The 18,199-nt window shown below is 68.3% G+C and carries 11 protein-coding genes; 8 read left to right on the plus strand and 3 right to left on the minus strand.

The annotated features are described in order from the left end of the window. Window positions 1-5 precede the first annotated feature (5 nt). The 3 genes from ACZ5PP_RS16270 to ACZ5PP_RS16280 are packed head-to-tail and all read right to left on the minus strand — an operon-like array spanning window position 6 to window position 4,711. The gene (locus tag ACZ5PP_RS16270; protein WP_004300911.1) at window positions 6-1,028 is read right to left on the minus strand and encodes an asparaginase; all 1,023 of its coding nucleotides are present in this window, start codon (window positions 1,026-1,028) and stop codon (window positions 6-8) included. Window positions 1,029-1,053: 25 nt separating this feature from the next. Further along, window positions 1,054-2,805: a cation:proton antiporter domain-containing protein gene (locus tag ACZ5PP_RS16275; RefSeq protein ID WP_273422215.1), complete on the minus strand. Its 1,752-nt coding sequence runs from the start codon at window positions 2,803-2,805 to the stop codon at window positions 1,054-1,056. A 31-nt stretch (window positions 2,806-2,836) separates the two neighbouring features. After that, window positions 2,837-4,711 (minus strand): ABCB family ABC transporter ATP-binding protein/permease, encoded by a 1,875-nt coding sequence (locus ACZ5PP_RS16280; RefSeq protein WP_012584643.1) that lies wholly within the window; start codon window positions 4,709-4,711, stop codon window positions 2,837-2,839. A 134-nt stretch (window positions 4,712-4,845) separates the two neighbouring features. On the opposite strand from ACZ5PP_RS16280, the gene ACZ5PP_RS16285 reads away from it, so the two are divergent. From ACZ5PP_RS16285 to ACZ5PP_RS16320, 8 genes are all read left to right on the plus strand, one after another. Further along, window positions 4,846-5,529 (plus strand): TetR/AcrR family transcriptional regulator, encoded by a 684-nt coding sequence (locus tag ACZ5PP_RS16285; RefSeq protein ID WP_012584644.1) that lies wholly within the window; start codon window positions 4,846-4,848, stop codon window positions 5,527-5,529. Window positions 5,530-5,583: 54 nt separating this feature from the next. Further along, window positions 5,584-8,070 (plus strand): acyl-CoA dehydrogenase, encoded by a 2,487-nt coding sequence (locus ACZ5PP_RS16290; protein ID WP_273422269.1) that lies wholly within the window; start codon window positions 5,584-5,586, stop codon window positions 8,068-8,070. 65 nt (window positions 8,071-8,135) lie between these two features. Continuing rightward, entirely contained in the window at window positions 8,136-9,419 is a 1,284-nt protein-coding gene (locus ACZ5PP_RS16295) for an acetyl-CoA C-acetyltransferase (protein ID WP_041589612.1), read from the plus strand. Beyond that, window positions 9,416-11,431, plus strand: a complete 2,016-nt coding sequence (locus ACZ5PP_RS16300; protein WP_012584647.1) for a 3-hydroxyacyl-CoA dehydrogenase NAD-binding domain-containing protein — start codon at window positions 9,416-9,418, stop codon at window positions 11,429-11,431. Before ACZ5PP_RS16295 ends, ACZ5PP_RS16300 begins: the two co-directional genes overlap by 4 nt. A 172-nt stretch (window positions 11,432-11,603) precedes the next feature. Further along, a complete protein-coding gene (locus ACZ5PP_RS16305) occupies window positions 11,604-12,851 on the plus strand; it encodes an OmpP1/FadL family transporter (protein ID WP_012584648.1) in 1,248 nt (415 codons plus the stop codon). A gap of 60 nt (window positions 12,852-12,911) precedes the next feature. Next, entirely contained in the window at window positions 12,912-15,293 is a 2,382-nt protein-coding gene (locus tag ACZ5PP_RS16310) for a 3-hydroxyacyl-CoA dehydrogenase/enoyl-CoA hydratase family protein (protein WP_012584649.1), read from the plus strand. A gap of 14 nt (window positions 15,294-15,307) precedes the next feature. Beyond that, window positions 15,308-16,507, plus strand: a complete 1,200-nt coding sequence (locus tag ACZ5PP_RS16315; protein ID WP_012584650.1) for an acetyl-CoA C-acyltransferase — start codon at window positions 15,308-15,310, stop codon at window positions 16,505-16,507. 351 nt (window positions 16,508-16,858) lie between these two features. Next, on the plus strand, window positions 16,859-18,199 hold the full coding sequence (locus ACZ5PP_RS16320; protein WP_004300934.1) for a Na(+)-translocating NADH-quinone reductase subunit A: 1,341 nt from the start codon (window positions 16,859-16,861) through the stop codon (window positions 18,197-18,199).

Here is an 18,199-nt window from a genome sequence, read left to right on the forward strand (position 1 = left end):
CCGCGTCAGGCGCGCTCGAACCAGCGCCGCAGGCGTGCGCCGCGCAATCCGGCGCCGAGGCCCGCGATCAGGCGCACGCGCGCCTTGAGCGGGTCGAGCGCGCCGGCGTCGAGCCAGTTGGCGGGGGCGTTGCCATGGTGCCGACGCACGCCGCCGCCGCAGCGGCTGGCGAGCACCACCGGTACCGCGTTGGGCAGTTCTTCCAGCGCGGGTCGCCAGGCCTCGGGCAGGCTGGCGTTGCCGGGCAGGGCCAGCACCAGGCCTGCGGCGCCATTGAGCAGCTGGGCGCGTGCGAGCGCGCGCGCCACCGCCGAGGCGAGTGCGGGCGAGCTGCCCGCAGCGACGGTGAGCAGCTCCACCGGCGGCAGGTGCTGCAACTCGTCCGGCAGCACGACACGGCTGTAGCGCGAGGGCGCGAGCGCGTGCAGCGCGGCGTCGCTGGCGAGCGTGGTGAGCGCGCCCTCGAACGAGAACGCATCGACCGCCGAGGGGTGGCGCTTGGCGAGGGCCGCGGCTGGCAGGATGCGGTCGCCGACCACCGCGAGCACGCCCGAGCGTGCGGCCGCCGGGCGGCAGGCGAGCTCGACCGCCTGGTAGAGGTTGAGCGGGCCGTCGGCCGATAGCGCGGTGGCCGGGCGCATCGCCGCAGTCATCACCACCGGCTTGGTGGTGGCGACGGTGACGTTGAGGAAACAGGCCGTCTCTTCCAGCGTGTCGGTGCCGTGGGTGATGACGATGCCGTCGACCGCGGGGTCGTCCATCAGCCTCTGCACCCGGCGCGACAGCACCAGCCAGTGCTGTGGCGTCATGTCCTTGCTGTCGACGCTGAAGATCTGCGTGGCGTCGATGCGGGCGAGCTCGGCCAACTGGGGCACGGCGGCGAGCAGCGCCGCGGGGCCGAGCTGGCCGGCGGTGTAATCGCGGGTGTCGGTGGCCGAGCCGGCCGTGCCGGCGATGGTGCCGCCGGTGGCGAGGAGCGCGATGCGCGGCTTGCGCAGGATCTGGAGGGCGTTGTGCTGCGGGATCATGTGGGCGGGATTCGTCAGGGGGCGGTCAGGCGTTGCCGGTGTCGCGCAGCGCGACGATGCGCCGCTCGCGTTCCAGCTCGACCAGGCGTAGCGCGGCATCGGGGGGTATGCCGAGGGTCTCCAGCACCCAGCCGGTGAGCTTGAGGCTGGACTCGAGGGTTTCGGGCACCACCACCGAGGCGCCGGCCTCGCGCAGCAGCAGGGCATGCTTCTCGTCGCGCGCGCGGGCGATGATCCGCATCATCGGCACCATGCGGCGGATGCCGTGCACCGCGTGGATCGCGGCGGCGGTGTGGTCCATGGTCAGCACCACCGCGCGCGCCTGGTCGAGGCGCAGCTTGCGCAGCAGCTCCGGGCGGCTGGCGTCGCCGAACACCAGCGGCACCCCCGCCTTGCGCTGGTGGGCGATGAGCTGGGCATTGTTCTCGATGGCGACGTAGCCCACGCCCTGCTCCTCGAGCATCTGCCCGACCAGCTGGCCGACGCGGCCGTAGCCGGCGATGATCACATGCCCGCCGAGCTCGCCGAGCTCGGCATCGTTCGCCTCGGCCGGCGGCGCGATGCGTCGGTCGATGCCGTCGCCCAGGCTCTGTCCGAGGCGTGCGACCACCGGCGCGGCGAGCATCGACACGCCGACCACGATCAGCATGAACTGGCCCACATCGCGTTCGAGCAGGCCCAGCGTGAGCGCCATGCCGATCACGATGAAGGCGAACTCGCCGCCCTGGCCGAGCAGCAGGCCGCCCTCGGCGGAGCGCCCCCAGGACAGGCCGAAAACGCGCAGCAGCACGAACACGATGAGCGCCTTCATGGCCAGCAGACCGACCACCGAGAGCGGAATCCACAAGGGCTCGGCGAGCAGCGCGCGCAGGTCGATGCCCATGCCCACCGACATGAAGAACAGGCCCATCAGCAGGCCCTTGAAGGGCTCGATGGTGATCTCCACCTCGTGGCGGAACTCGGTCTCGGCAATGATCAGCCCGGCGAGCAGGGCGCCGAGCGCCATCGACAGGCCGGCCACCCAGGTCAGCGCCGCCACGCCCAAGGTGGTCAGCAGGGTGAGCGCGGTGAAGGTGTCGGGTTGCTTGTCGACTGCGATCTGGTGGAAGAGCGGACGGACCACGCGGCGACCGACGAGGTAGATGCCCACCACGGTGAGCACGCCCTTGAGCATCGCGAGGCCGAGCAGGCTCGCGAAGCTGCCCTCGCCCGAGGCGGCACCGAGGATGCTGATCAGCACCAGCAGCGGCACCACCGCGAGGTCCTGGAACAGCAGGATCGCGAACGAGGCCTGGCCGAGCGGCGTGCCGAGTTCGTGGCGCTGGATCAGCAACTGCATGACGATCGCGGTGGACGAGAAGGCCAGCACCACGCCGAGTATGACCGCGGCCTCGATGCCGTTGCCGAACCACAGCGCGAGCCCCCCGACCGCCGCTGCCGAGAGCGCGACCTGCAGGCCGCCGAGCCCGAACACCAGCCGGCGCATCGACCACAGGCGCTCGACCGACATCTCCAGACCGATCATGAACATCAGGAAGATGACTCCGAGCTCGGCGAGAAACTCCACCTCGTCGGGGCGAGCGAAGGTGAACCACGACAGCGGCGGCCAGGCCTTTGCGAGCGAGGCGAGGCCGTAGGGGCCGAGCAGCACCCCGACCGACAGGAAGCCGAGCACCGGATTGATCTTCAGCCGCGACAGCAGCGGCATCAGCACCCCGCTGAGCGCGAGGAAGAGGATGATTTCCTTGAGGAAGGGAAAGCTTTCGTGGGCTTCCATGCGGGCCTTGTGCGAGGACTATCTGGTCAGTCTACGCCACGCCAACCGCAGGCGCGGCGAAAGACTCGCCTTCCGGGTGCTCGTCGTCGCGGTCGGTCGGCGTACTGCCGGCTTCCTCTTCCTGCTGCTGCAGCAGCCACATCTGCGCATAGGCGCCACCCTGCGCCAGCAGCGGAGCGTGGCGGCCGCGCTCGACGATGCGGCCCTTGTCCAGCACGATGATCTCGTCGGCGTTCATGATCGTCGACAGCCGGTGCGCGATTACCAGCGCGGTACGCCCCTCTGCGGCCAGCTCGATCTGCGCCTGGATGGCCTTTTCGGTCCGGGAATCGAGCGCCGAGGTGGCTTCGTCGAAAATCAGGATCGCCGGATTTTTCAATAGCGCGCGTGCGATCGCCACGCGCTGCTTCTCGCCGCCGGAGAGCTTCAGGCCGCGCTCGCCGACCCGGGTCTCGTAGCCCTCGGGCAGCTGGCGGATGAAGTCCTCCAGCTGTGCGGCGCGCGCAGCGGCTTCGACCTCCTCGCGGCTGGCGCCGGGGCGGCCGTAGTGGATGTTGTAGTACAGCGTGTCGTTGAACAGCACCGTGTCCTGCGGGACGATTCCGATCGCCGCGCGCAGGCTGTCCTGGGTCAGGCTGCGCAGGTCGTGGCCGTTGATGCGCAGCGCCCCGCCTTGCACGTCGTAGAAGCGATACAGCAGGCGGGCGAGCGTGGATTTGCCCGAGCCGGAGTGGCCGACCACCGCCACCGTGCTGCCGGCGGGGATGTCGAAATCGACGTCGAAGAGGATCGGGCGCTTGGCATCGTAGGCGAAGCTGACGCTCTCGAAGCGCACGCTCGCCGGCCCGGCGGGCAGGGTGTGGGCGTCGGGGGCGTCGGCGATCTCGCGGTGCGTGTGCATCAAGCCGAACATGCGCTCGATGTCGGTGAGCGATTGGCGGATCTCGCGGTAGAGCACGCCGAGGAAGTTGAGCGGGATGTAGAGCTGGATCATGAAGGCATTGACCAGCACGATGTCGCCGATCGTCATCTCGCCGCTGGCCACGCGGTCGGCCGCCTGCCACATCATCGCCGTCACGGCGACTGCGATGATCGCCGCCTGGCCGACGTTCAGCGCCGACAGCGAGTACTGGTTGGTGACCTGCGCCTTGGTCCACTTCTGCAATTGCTCGTCGTAGCGCCGGGCCTCGAACTCTTCGTTGTTGAAATACTTCACCGTCTCGTAGTTGATCAGGCTGTCGATCGCGCGCGCGTTGGCGGCGGAATCGAGCTCGTTGGCCTCGCGCCGCAGCGCGGTGCGCCAGTTGGTCACCTTGACGGTGAACACGATGTAGATCGTCAGCGCGCTGAGCGTGATGAGCGCGAACACCGCGTCGTAATTGACCAGCAGGATGCCGATCACCATGCCGATCTCGATCAGCGTGGGCAGGATGGAATACAGCGTGTAGCTGATCAGCGAGCCGATCGAACGCGTGCCGCGCTCGATGTCGCGCGTGAGCCCGCCGGTCTGGCGTTCGAGGTGGAAGCGCAGCGACAGCGCGTGCAGGTGGCGGAACACGCGCAGCGAGATCTCGCGCACCGCCTGCTGGGTCACGCGTGCGAACACCACCTCGCGCAGTTCGGTCAGCAGCGAGGTGGAGAAGCGCAGCGCGCCATAGGCCAGCAGCAGCGCCGCCGGCACCACGATGAAGGCCTGCTCGGGCGTGATCGTGAGGCCGTCGATCAGGTGCTTGAAGACGATCGGCACTGACACGTTGGCGCCCTTGGCCGCGACCAGGCAGGCGAGCGCAAAGAGCACCCGGCCCTTGTAGGCCCAGATGAAGGGGAACAGGCTCTTGAGCGTCTGCCAGTCGTGGCGCTCGCCGGTGGCGGGGGCGGGCAGGGCGGCGGAGGGGGCGCGTCTCATCGGAGGTCTGCCGGTGCGTGGAAGGCGCCCGATTCTGTTGCGCAGCCCTGCTGCGAGTCAAACGGCAGGCTCCAGAATCAGCCCGGCTTGACAGGCGATAAAGAAAACGTATGATTCAAACAAACGTTTGAAACATGCTGATCTCGATGACTTCGACCCCGCCCGCGCCGACCAACGACACCCGCGACCGCATCCTCGATGCAGCCGAGCGCCTTTTCGTGGAGAACGGCTTCGACGGCACTTCGATGCGCATGATCACCGGCGCAGCGAACGCCAACCTCGCCGCGATCAATTACCACTTCGGCGGCAAGGACGCGCTGGTGCAGGAGGTCTTCCGCCGCCGTCTCGCCGCCCTCAACGCGCGCCGCCTCGACGAACTCGACCGCCTGGAGGCCGAGGCCGCGGGAGCCCCGCTCAAGCCCAGCCGCATCGTCGAGGCCTTCTTCGGCACCGCGCTGGAACTCGCCGCCGACACCGAGCACGGCGGGCGCACCTTCATGCGCCTGCTCGCGCGTACCTACAATGAGCCCAACGCCTTCGTGCGCCAGTTCCTCGCAGAGGAGTACGCCGAGGTGATGGATCGCTTCCTTGGCGCGCTCTTCCGCGCCCTGCCCGAGGTGCCGCGCGCAGAGATCCTGTGGCGCTTCCACTTCATGATCGGTGCGATGGCCTTTGCGATCGCCGGACTCGGCGGATTGAGCGAATTGATGGAAGTGGGGCCGCAGGACGAGGATCCCGCCCGGCTGCTGCCGCGCCTGATGAGTTTCCTGCTCGGCGGCCTGCGTGCGCCCCTGCCCGACGGTGGTCTGCAAGGCTGACGACGATTTCGAACGGTACGCCCTCCGGCGCGCCGGCAAGAGGAGATGAAGATGATGACCTGGATTCTGCTGTTTTCCCTCCCTCCCTTGGCAGGTGCGCTCGCCTACGGGCGAGCGCCACTTTTTGCCTGGCTCGGGGCGGGGTTGGCCTGGCTGCTGGCGATGGGGGGCGCCGCCGGCTGGGGTTTCTGGCTGACGCTGTTCGCGATGGCAGTTTTCGCCGGCGTGCTGAGCGTCTTCCTGGTCGATTTGCTGCGTATGAAGTGGCTGACTTCGCGCATCCTCGGCGCCTTCCGCGCCACCCTGCCCACCATGTCGCAGACCGAGAAGGACGCGCTGGAAGCCGGTACGGTGTGGTGGGAAGGCGAGCTCTTCGCCGGCAAGCCGGACTGGAAGAAGCTGCAGGCCTATCCCTGGCCGACGCTGAGCGCCGAGGAGCAAGCCTTCCTCGACAACGAGACCGACGAGCTCTGCCGCCTGACCCATGACTGGGAATGCACCCGGCACGGCGACATGCCCGCCGAAGTCTGGCGGTACATCAAGGCCAAGGGCTTCCTCGGCATGATCATTCCCAAGGAATATGGCGGAAAGGGCTTCTCGGCCTATGCGCACTCCCAGGTGGTGACCAAGCTGTCTACGCGCTCGTCGGCGCCGGCGGTCACCGTCATGGTGCCGAACTCGCTCGGCCCGGCCGAGTTGCTGCTGCACTACGGCACGCCCGAGCAGAAGCAGCACTACCTTCCGCGCCTGGCTACCGGCCAGGAGATTCCGGCCTTCGCGCTCACCAGTCCATGGGCGGGCTCGGACGCCGCCTCCATCCCCGACGCCGGCGTGGTGTGCAAGGGCATGTGGAACGGCGAGGAAGTGCTCGGCATGCGGGTCAATTTCGACAAGCGCTACATCACGCTCGCCCCGGTGTGCACCGTGTTCGGGCTGGCCTTCCATCTTCACGACCCCGAGCGCCTGCTCGGTGGTGACGAAGTGCTCGGCATCACCTGCGCGCTCATCCCGCACGACCATCCCGGCGTCGACATCGGCCGCCGCCACTTCCCGCTCAACGCGGTGTGGATGAACGGCCCGGTGCGCGGCAAGGACGTGTTCGTGCCGCTCGAGTTCATCATCGGCGGCCCGAAGATGGCCGGCCAGGGCTGGCGCATGCTGATGGAGTGCCTGGCCGCCGGGCGCAGCATCTCGCTGCCCGGCTCCAACACCGGCATGCAGAAGATGGTGGCGCGCGCCGTCGGCGCCTATGCCCGTGTGCGCTACCAGTTCAAGACCGCGATCGGCCGCTTCGAGGGCGTGGAAGAGGCGCTCACCCGCATCGGCGCCAACACCTATCTGAGTGACGCGGCGCGCGTGATGACCGCCGGCGCGATCGACCTCGGCGAGAAGCCCTCGGTGGTGTCTGCGATCGTCAAGTACCACGTCACCGAGCGCGCCCGCCAGACGGTCAACGACGGCATGGACGTGATCGGCGGCAAGGGCATCTGCCTCGGCCCGCAGAATTTCCTCGGTCGCGCCTACCAGCAGATCCCGGTCGGCATCACCGTGGAAGGCGCCAACATCCTCACCCGCAGCCTGATCCTGTTCGGCCAGGGGGCGATCCGCTGCCATCCCTACGTGCTCGCCGAGATGCACTCGGCGCAGAAGGGCGACCTGAAGGCCTTCGACAAGGCGCTGTGGGGCCACGTCGGCTTTACCGTGTCGAACGCCGCGCGCGCGCTGATCATGGGCCTGACCGGATCGCACTTCGTCAAGGTGCCCGGTGACGTGGCGCCCGAGACGCGGCGCTATTACCAGCAGCTCACCCGCTTCTCGGCCGCCTTCGCCTTCATCGCCGACCTCTCGATGGGCACCATGGGCGGCGCGCTCAAGCGCAAGGAGAAGCTCTCCGCCCGCCTCGGCGACATCCTGTCGCTGATGTACCTTGCCAGCGCCACGCTCAAGCGCTTCGAGTCCGAAGGCCGCCATGGCGCCGACGCGCCGCTGATGCACTGGGCGATCTGGGACTGCATGTTCCGCATCCAGCAGGCCTTCGAGGGGGTGATCGCGAACTTCCCCAACAAACTCTTCGCCTTCGTGCTGCGCCGCGTCGTGGTGTTCCCGCTCGGGCGCCCCTACGTCGTGCCCTCGGACAGGCTCGGCCACAAGGTCGCCGCGCTGCTGCTCGAGCCCTCCCCGACGCGCGACCGCCTGACCTCCGACGTGCATCTGCCCACCGACATCGAGGAGCCGGTCGGCGCGCTCGAAGCCGCGCTCGCCGCCACCATCGCCGCCGAGCCGGTGGAGGCCAAGCTCAAGGACGCGCGTCGCCAAGGGCGTTTCGATCCGAGGAACCTCGCTTCCGGCGATGTGGACGAGATCTGGCGCGTGGCCCTGCACGCGGGCGTGATCGACGAGCGCGAGTTCGCGCTGGTCGAGCGCCGCAATCAACTCCGCAACAAGGTGATCCGCGTAGACGACTTCCCCTACGACCTCGACCTCGGTGCTGCCGTCCGGGCCATGCCCGAGCGCTCGCCGGCGCAACAGGTGAGCGCATGAACGCGACCGCACGGCATTCCGACGGGAAGCGCTCGCGTCCCGCAGGGAAAAAGGAAGGTAGCGCGGTGCCAAAGCCGATCTACATCGTCGATTACGCACGTACGCCCTTCCTGAAGGCGAAGAACGCGCCCGGCCCCTTTACCGCGTCCGATCTCGCCACCGCGGCGGGTAGCGCGCTGCTGATGCGCCAGCCCTTCGCGCCCGACCAGCTCGACGAGGTCATCCTCGGCTGCGCCAGCCCCTCCGCGGACGAGGTCAACATCGGCCGCGTGGTCGCGCTGCGCCTGGGGTGCGGCAACAAGGTGCCGGGGTGGACGGTGATGCGCAACTGCGCCTCGGGCATGCAGGCGATCGACTCCGCGATCGCCAACCTCCAGTGCGGCCGCAGCCAGCTCGTGCTCGCCGGCGGCGTCGATGCACTCTCGCACGCGCCGCTGCTGTTCTCCGAGAAGATGGTGCGCTGGCTCGCCGGCTGGTACGCGGCGCGCAGCACCGGCGACAGGCTGGCGATGCTGAAGACCTTCCGCCTCGGCCATCTCGCCCCGGTGATCGGCATCATGAAGGGCCTCACCGACCCGATCGTCGGCCAGCTGATGGGCCAGACCGCCGAGAACCTGGCGTGGAAGTTCGGCATCACGCGCGAAGACATGGACGCCTTCGCGGTCGAGAGCCACCGCCGCGTGTGCGCCGGGCAGGACGCCGGGCACTACGCCGACGAGATCGTCCCGCTGATCGACCGCGACGGCCAGGTGTACGCGGCCGACGACGGCGTGCGGCGCGACTCCTCGATGGCCAACCTCGCCAGGCTGAAGCCCTTTTTCGACAGGAAATACGGCCGTGTCACCCCGGGCAACAGCTCGCAGATCACCGACGGCGCCGCCTGGCTGGTGCTGGCCTCGCAGGAGGCGGTCGAGCGCCACGGGCTGCAGCCGCTCGGGCGCATCGTCGACAGCCAATGGGCGGGTCTCGCGCCCGACCAGATGGGGCTCGGTCCGGTGCACGCCACAATGCCCATCCTGCAGCGCCATGATCTGGCGCCCGACGACCTCGACGCCTGGGAGCTCAACGAGGCCTTCGCAGCGCAGGTCATCGCCTGCCTGCGCGCCTTCGCGGACGACGGCTACTGCCGCACGCACTTCGGCGTCGATGCGCCGGGTGCGCCCGATGCCGCGCGGCTGAACGTGGATGGCGGCGCGGTCGCGCTCGGCCACCCGGTCGGGGCGAGCGGTGCGCGCATCGTGCTTCATCTGCTCGAAGTATTGCGCCGCAAGGGCGGCGGGCGCGGCCTGGCGTCGATCTGCATCGGCGGCGGGCAGGGCGGGGCGATGCTGGTGGAGACGGTGCGATGAGCGCGAACATGCGACACGACTGGAAGCACTGGCGCCTGCGCCGTGAGGACACCGGGCTGGCCTGGCTGGATCTGGATAAGGCGGATGCGAGCACCAATGTGCTGTCGTCCGAGGTAATGAGAGAATTCGCCCGCGTGCTCGACGCGCTCGATGCCGCGCCGCCCAAGGCGCTGGTGATCGCTTCCGCCAAGCCGGCCGGGTTCATCGCCGGCGCCGACATCGAGGAGTTCTCGCGGCTGGATTCGGTGCTCGCCGCGCGCATGCTGGTCGAGCGCGGCTGGCTGCTGTTCAACCGCCTCGCCGCGGTGTCCTACCCGACGCTGGCACTGATCCGCGGCCATTGCATGGGTGGCGGTCTGGAGCTCGCGCTCGCCTGCCGCCATCGCATCGTCGTCGACGAACCCGGCACCAAGCTTGCGCTGCCCGAGGTCATGCTCGGCATCGTCCCCGGCTGGGGCGGCATGCTGCGCCTGCCCGCGCTGATCGGCCCTGCGGCGGCCCTCGACCTGATGCTGACCGGCAAGAGCGTCGACTCGAAGAAGGCCAAGCGCATCGGTCTCGCCGATGACTGCGTTCCCGCGCGGGTCATGGAGTCGGCGGCGCGCATCGTGGCGCTCGGCGCCAAGCCCTTCCGACAACTGCCGGCGAAGGAGCGTGCCACGCGCTGGGCGATGAACGGCCCGCTGCGCAAGATGGTCGCCGACAAGGCGCGCGCCCAGGCTGCGCGCAAGGTCAGCCGCGCCAACTACCCGGCCCCCTTCGCGATCGTCGACATCTGGGAGAAATACGGTGGCAACGCGCTCGACGTGCCGGCCAGCGACCCGTCCGCGCTCGACGCCATCTTCACCTCGCCCACCGCGCGCAACCTGGTGCGCGTCTTCCACCTGCAGGAGCGCCTGAAGGCCTTCGGCAAGGACAGCGACTTCACGCCGCGCCATGTGCATGTGGTCGGCGCCGGCGTGATGGGCGGCGACATCGCCGCGGTGTGCGCGCTGCGCGGCATGACGGTGACGCTGCAGGACCAGTCGGTCGAGCGCATCGCGCCCGCCATCGCCCGCGCCGCCAAATTGTTCGAGCGCCGCCACAAGGGCGATGCGAAGCAGGTCCGCTTCACCCTCGACCGCCTGATCCCCGACCCCAGGGGCGAGGGTGCGGCGCGCGCCGACGTGATCATCGAGGCGATCTTCGAGAACCTCGAGGTCAAGCGCGGCCTCTTTGCCGAACTCGAGGCGCGTGCGAAGCCCGACGCGGTGCTCGCCACCAACACCTCCAGCCTGCGCCTGGAAGACGTCGCCACGGCCTTGAAGGACCCGTCGCGCCTGGTCGGCATCCACTTCTTCAACCCGGTGCCGATGCTGCCGCTGGTCGAGGTGGTGCAGGGCGAGGCCACCGACGCCGAGGTGCTGCGCCGCGCCACCGGCTTCGTGCGCCGCATCGACAAGCTGGCGCTGCCGGTGAAGAGCGCGCCCGGCTTCCTGGTCAACGCCGTGCTCGGTCCCTACATGCTCGAAGCCCTGCGCTGCGTCGAGGAAGGCGTCGCGCCCGAAACCGTGGACGCCGCGCTGGTTGCCTTCGGCATGCCGATGGGGCCGGTCGAGCTGGTCGACACCGTGGGCCTGGACATCGCCGTGGCCGCGGGCAAGGCCCTGGCGGGCGAAGGCGCCGAGCCGCCGGCGCGGCTGCTGAAGCTGGTCGGTGAAGGCAAGCTCGGACGCAAGAGCGGCGAAGGCTATTACCGCTGGGTGGATGGCAAGGCGGTCAAGGCCGGCGACGAGGACGAACGCAAGGGTGGGCTATTGCGCAAGCGCAGGCCCGCGCCGCCACCGCCCATCCCCGCCGGGCTCGCCGAGCGCGTGCTCGCGCCGCTGCTGGCGGCCACGCGGCGCTGCGTGGAGCTCGGCGTGGTGGACGATGCGGATCTCGCCGATGCCGGCGTGATCTTCGGCACCGGGTTCGCACCGCATACCGGCGGGCCGCTGCACTGCTGCAAGGCAAAAGGGCGGCCCGAATAGGCCGAGGCTTCGGGGAAGAGCAAGTGTCGTCGTGGCAGGCAGTGTCCGCGACGCGGACCGGATTCCCCGCCGATGACATTCGGTATCCGAACTGGAGCGGTCCGGTTCGGGACTCAGTTTTTGACCAACGCGGGGCTACCCCGTAATCGACGACAAGGCGAGGAGACGACTCATGCAGATGAACAAACTTGCGATCAACATCCTTGGCGCAACGCTCGCACTCGCGGGCGGCAACGCCATGGCTGCGGGTTTCGCACTGCAGAACCAGAACGGTGCGGGCACGGGGAACGCCTTTGCTGGCGCGGCCGCTGCGGCCGAAGATGCTTCGACCGTCTATTTCAATCCGGCAGGGATGCTGCTGTTGCCCAAGGGGCACAACATTACCGGTGCCGTCACTTTCCTCGACCGAAGCGTGGAGTTTTCCGATCGTGGAACGGCTCGCTTGGTGCCCTTCGCTCTGGGTAGCGACGGTGGCGATGGCGGCAGTCTCGCGATCGTGCCGGCTGCTTACTGGTCGTATGCAGTCAGTCCCGATCTGGCCGTTGGTCTGGGCGTTGGGCCGACCTTCGGCAACAAGACCGAGTTCGACCGGGATTTCATCGGGCGCTTCTCCGGGTATTTTGCCGAGATCAAACAGATCAACATCAATCCGTCGATCGCCTACCGCGTGAATGACATGGTCGCCTTGGGGTTCGGTCTCAATTTCGCCAAGAACGAAACCGAATTCAAGCAAATGGCGCCCCTTGCCGCAGGCATTCCGATTGGCGTCCCGGTCACCATCAAGGGAGACGACACCGCGTTCGGCTGGAATGCTGGCCTGATGATTCAAGCGACACCTGCGACTCGCGTCGGCGTCACTTATCGCTCGGAACTCAGTTTCGATCTGAAAGGGACTCAGGAGATTTCCGGCGTTCGCACCTTCGACGTGAAAGCCAAGCTGAAGACTCCCGATCAGTTCTCGTTTGGCATGCACCATGCCGTCGATTCGAAACTCGAGTTGCTCGCCGACCTGACGTGGACTGGCTGGAGCTCCATCGAATCCATCAAGGTCCGTGGTGGTACGAACCCCGAGTTGCCCTATCACTTTAAGGACACCTGGCGTGTCGGTCTGGGTGTCGGCTACCAGATGAACAACCAGTGGAAGCTCAGGGCTGGCGTCGCATTCGACGAGGCGCCTGTTCGTTCGGCGGCTGATCGCACGATGACCCTGCCCGATACGGATCGCACCTGGCTGGCGCTGGGTGCGCGTTACACGCTGAACAAGAACGCATCGATCGACGTCGGTTATGCACACATCTTCTTCAAGGAAGGGCCGACCGAGCGCATCGTCTACAACGGCAGTACGCCCATCCAGCAGATCAAAGGCAAGTTCGACGTGAGCGCCGATCTCCTTTCTGTTCAGTACAACCACAATTTCTGACTCGCCGAGTAGGGCGCGGCCGGGCCGGGTGGTCCGGCCGTGTCCTGTCAGGAGAACCGCATGAGCCGTCTCATCATCCGTAAAGTCGCCGTCCTGGGCGCCGGTGTCATGGGGGCGCAGATTGCCGCCCATTGCGCCAACGCCGACGTGCCGGTGATCCTGTTCGATCTGCCGGCCAAAGAAGGCCCGGCCAACGGCGTCGTCGACAAGGCGCTCGCCGGCATGAAGAAGCTCGACCCCGCGCCCTTCGCCGCCAAGGACCGCGCGCAGTACGTCGAGGCCGCCAACTACGGCAGCGACCTCGCCCGCCTGGGCGAGTGCGACCTCGTGATCGAGGCGATCGCCGAGAAGATGGAGTGGAAGCTCGACCTCTACGCCAAGGTCGCGCCGCACCTGAAGGCGGGGGCGATCTTCGCCTCCAACACCTCCGGACTGTCGATCGAGGCGCTCGCCACGGGCATGCCGGCCGATCGCCGCAGCCAGTTCTGCGGCATCCACTTCTTCAACCCGCCGCGCTACATGCCGCTGGTGGAGCTGATCCCCATTGCCGCCACCGACGCGGCGCTGCTTGACGGCCTCGAGGCCTGGCTGACCACGCACCTGGGCAAGAGCATCGTGCGTGCCAAGGACACGCCCAACTTCGTCGCCAACCGCGTCGGCGTGTTCTCCATCCTCGCCGTGCTGCACCACACCGCCCGCCTCGGGCTGGCCTTCGACGAGGTGGACCTGCTCACCGGCCCGCGCATCGGCCGTCCGAAGAGCGCCACCTTCCGCACCGCCGACGTGGTTGGCCTCGACACCCTGGTGCATGTGCTCGGCACCATGCAGGCGACGCTGCCCGACGACCCCTGGTGCGCGCACTTCAGGACGCCCGAGTGGCTGCAGGCGCTGATCGCCAAGGGCGCGCTCGGCCAGAAGACCAAATGCGGCATCTACCGCAAGCAGGGCAGGCAGATCCAGGTGCTGGACCTGCATCTGCAGGACTACCGCGAGAGCGGCGGCGAGGTGCTCCCCGAGGTGGCCGAGATCCTCAAGCTCAAGAACCCGGCGGAGAAGTTCGCCCAGCTCGCCGCGCACCCTCATCCGCAGGCGCAGTTCCTGTGGTCGATCTTTCGCGACGTGTTCCACTACTGCGCGGTGCATCTGGGCGACATCGCAGACAGCGCGCGCGACATCGACCTCGCGATGCGCTGGGGCTTCGGCTGGGCGCAGGGGCCGTTCGAGACCTGGCAGGCTGCGGGCTGGAGGGCAGTCGCCGAAATGATCCGCGACGACATCGCGCATGGCCGCGCCATGTCCGCGGTGCCGCTGCCGGCCTGGGTGTTCGAGCGCGACGGCGTGCATGCGCCGGCCGGCTCCTACAGCGCGGCCGAGGACTCGCTCAAGCCGCGCTCCGCGCTGCCGGTGTACCAGCGCCAGCTCTACCCCGACCGCGTGCTCGGCGAGGCGCCGGACGATCGCGGCGAGACACTGTGGGAGAACGCCGGCGTACGCCTGTGGCGGCGCGCCGACCAGGACGCGCGCATCGGCATCGTGTCGATCACCTCGAAGATGCACGCGGTGGGCGAGGAGGTCATGGATGGCCTCCTCGAGGCCATCGCGCGCGCCGAGACGGATCTCGACGGCCTGGTGATCTGGCAGCCGGCGCCCTTCGCGGTCGGCGCCAACCTGCAGCAGGTGGGCGAGGCCTGCCGTGCCGGGCAGTTCGAGCTGCTGGAAAGGATGGTGGCCAAGTTCCAGCGCACCTCGATGACGATCAAGCACGCGCAGGTTCCCGTCGTGGCCGCGGTGCAGGGCATGGCGCTGGGCGGCGGCTGCGAGTTCGTGATGCACGCGGCGCATCGGGTGTTCGCGCTCGAGAGCTACGTCGGCCTGGTCGAGGCGGGCGTGGGCCTGATCCCGGCGGGCGGCGGCAGCAAGGAGTTCGCCCTGCAGGCGCATACGCTGGCGCAGCGCGCGGCCGGGGGCGACGTCTTCCCTTACATCCAGAACGCCTTCCAGACCATCGCCATGGCCACCGTGGCGAAGAGCGCGCAGGAGGCGGTGCAGCTCGGCTTCGGCCGCACCGGCGACGACATCCTCTTCAACGCCAACGAGATCCTCTACGCCGCGATCCGCCGCGCGCGCGCGCTGGCCGAGTCGGCCTGGCGGCCGGCGCTGGTCAATCCGGCGGTCACCGTGGCCGGACGCAACGGCATCGCGACCTGCGAAATGATGCTGGTGAACATGGCCGAGGGCGGTTTCATCTCGGCGCACGATTACCGCGTCGCCAAGGCCGCAGCCACCGCGCTGTGCGGTGGCGAGGTCGACACCAACCGCCGCGTGAGCGAGCAGTGGATCCTCGAGGTCGAACGCGCGCAGTTCGTCGAACTGCTCAAGACCGAGAAGACCCAGCAGCGCATCGCGCACATGCTGGAAACCGGCAAGCCCCTGCGCAACTGAGGGAGAAACAGACAATGAGCAAACAGATCCAGGACGCCTACATCGTCGCCGCGGTGCGCACCCCCGTCGCCAAGCGCAACGGTGCCTTCCGCGCCGTGCGCCCCGACGACTTGCTGGCCAGGGTGCTGCGCGAGGTGGTCGCCAAGGTGCCCAGTCTAGACAGGACCGAGATCGGCGACGTCGTCACCGGCTGCGCGATGCCCGAGGCCGAGCAGGGCATGAACGTGGCACGCATCGGCCTGCTGCTGGCCGGGCTGCCCGACAGCGTGCCGGGCATCACCATCAACCGCTTCTGCGCCTCCGGCCTGCAGGCCGTGGCCGATGCCGCCAGCCGCATCCGCCTCGGCGAGGCGGACGTGATGATCGCCGCCGGCACCGAGAGCATGAGCGCGATGCCGCAGATCATGGGCAACAAGGTCAGCCTCAACCCCGAGATCTTCGCGCGTGCCGAGAACCTCTCCATCGCCTACGGCATGGGCCTCACCGCCGAGAAGGTCGCGCAGCAGTGGAAGGTGAGCCGCGAGGACCAGGATGCGTTCGCCGTCGAGTCGCACCGGCGCGCCTGCGCCGCCATCGCTGCCGGCCAGTTCGCGGACGAGATCCTGCCCTATGCGGTGAAGTCCTATGCCCCGGGTGTCGACGGCACGGTGCGCATCACCGAGCGCCTGGTCGAGCACGACGAGGGCCCGCGTCCGGACGCCGCTGCCGACAGGCTCGGCAAGCTCAAGCCGGTGTTCGCCGCACGCGGCTCGGTGACCGCGGGCAACAGCTCGCAGATGTCCGACGGCGCCGCGGCGGTGCTGCTGATGAGCGAGACCGCGTTAAAGCGCTACGACGTGACCCCGATCGCGCGCTTTTCCAGCTTCGCGGTCGCCGGCGTGCCGCCCGAGGTCATGGGGATCGGCCCCGTCGAGGCCATCCCGCGTGCGCTTGCGCGTGCCGGCGTGGCGCTGGCCGACATCGGCTGGACCGAGCTCAACGAGGCCTTCGCCGCGCAGGCGCTGGCGGTGATGCGCCAGCTCGGGATGGATCCGGCGAAGGTCAACCCGCTCGGTGGGGCGATCGCCCTCGGCCACCCGCTCGGTGCCACCGGCGCGATCCGCACCGCCACCCTGATGGCGGCGATGCAGCGCGACCCCGGCCTGCGCTACGGCATGATCAGCATGTGCATCGGCACCGGCATGGGTGCGGCGGGGGTGTTCGAGCGCGTGTGAGCGTGACCGGCGCACGGGAAGTCCATCCCCGACTTCCCTTGCGCCGAGCTTCTACCATGCTGAGCGTGAGCTGTCGTTTTGGAGGGCGCCTCGCGTGCTTCGGGAGCGCATCCCATTTGCAGCATTCTCATGCGAACGGAATTTCTTGGCCGGTTGATGGCGCGCTCGGCGTATTGTGGATTTCACCTAGTTCGCTGCCTTCGGGTATTCCCCGGCGTGATCGTCTGGTAACAATCTTTTATAATCCGCGCGTTTATCGACGCGGGACCGCCTCCGGCGTCCGGACGCCTGGCGCTCCCGGATGCGTTGACGGCGCCCGTGCCTCCAGTGGAATCAACGGGCGAGAAGCGCATGATCAGAATCAAACGCGGTCTGGACCTGCCCATCGCCGGCGCGCCCGAGCAGCGCATCGAGGCCGGCAGGCCGGTGCGCAGCGTGGCCGTCGTCGGCTTCGACTATCACGGCATGAAACCGACCATGGCGGTGCAGGTCGGTGACCGGGTGAAGCTCGGCCAGGTCCTGTTCTCCGACAAGAAAACGCCCGGTGTGGTCTTCACCGCGCCGGGTGCCGGCACCGTCAGCGCCATCCATCGCGGCGAGCAGCGCGTGCTGCAGTCGGTGGTGATCGACCTCGACGGCGATGATGCGGTCGAATTCACGCGCTACACGGACGCCGAACTCGACAGGCTCGACGACGCGACGGTGCGCAGCAAGCTGATCGACTCCGGACTGTGGACCGCACTACGCGCGCGGCCCTTCAGCAAGGTGCCGGCGATCGACGCGAATCCGCACTCGATCTTCGTCACCGCGATCGACACCCATCCGCTCGCCGCCGACCCGACCGTAGTGATCGCCGAGCACACGGACGACTTCGCTCGCGGCGTGCGTGTGCTCGCGCGCATCGCGCCGGTCGTCGTGTGCCACGCCGATGGGACCCGGATGCCCTGTTCCGGGCTGGCCGACGTGCGCACCGAGACCTTCGCCGGCCCGCATCCGGCCGGCCTCGCCGGCACGCACATCCATTTCCTCGATCCGGTGCATGCCGAGAAGTCGGTGTGGTCGCTCAACTACCAGGACGCGATCGCGATCGGCAAGCTCTTCTCCACCGGCCGCCTGTGGACCGAGCGCGTGGTGTCGATCGCCGGCCCCATGGCCGCGAAGCCGCGCCTCGTGCGCACCCGCCTCGGCGCCAACCTCGACGAGCTCGTCGCCGGCGAACTGAAGACCGGCAAGAAGGTGCGCGTGATCTCCGGCTCGGTGTTCGGCGGGCGGACCTCGCGCGGAGCCTGCGCCTTCCTCGGGCGCTACCACCTGCAGGTGTCCTGCCTGGAAGAAGGCTCCGAGCGCGAGATGCTGCACTACCTGCGCGCCGGGGCGAACAAGCACTCGGTGATGAACCTCTACATCTCCAAGCTCTCGCCGGGCAGGCTGTTCGACTTCACCACCTCGACCAACGGCTCGCCGCGCGCGATGGTGCCGATCGGGAACTACGAAGAGGTGATGCCGCTCGACATCCTGCCCACGCAATTGCTGCGCGCGCTCATCGTGGGCGACACCGACATGGCGCAGAAGCTCGGCTGTCTCGAGCTGGACGAGGAAGACCTCGCGCTGTGTTCCTACGTGTGCGCGGGCAAGTACGAGTACGGTCCCATCCTGCGGGACAACCTGACCCGCATCGAGAAGGAGGGTTGA

The sequence above is a fragment of the Thauera sp. DNT-1 genome, from assembly GCF_055393985.1.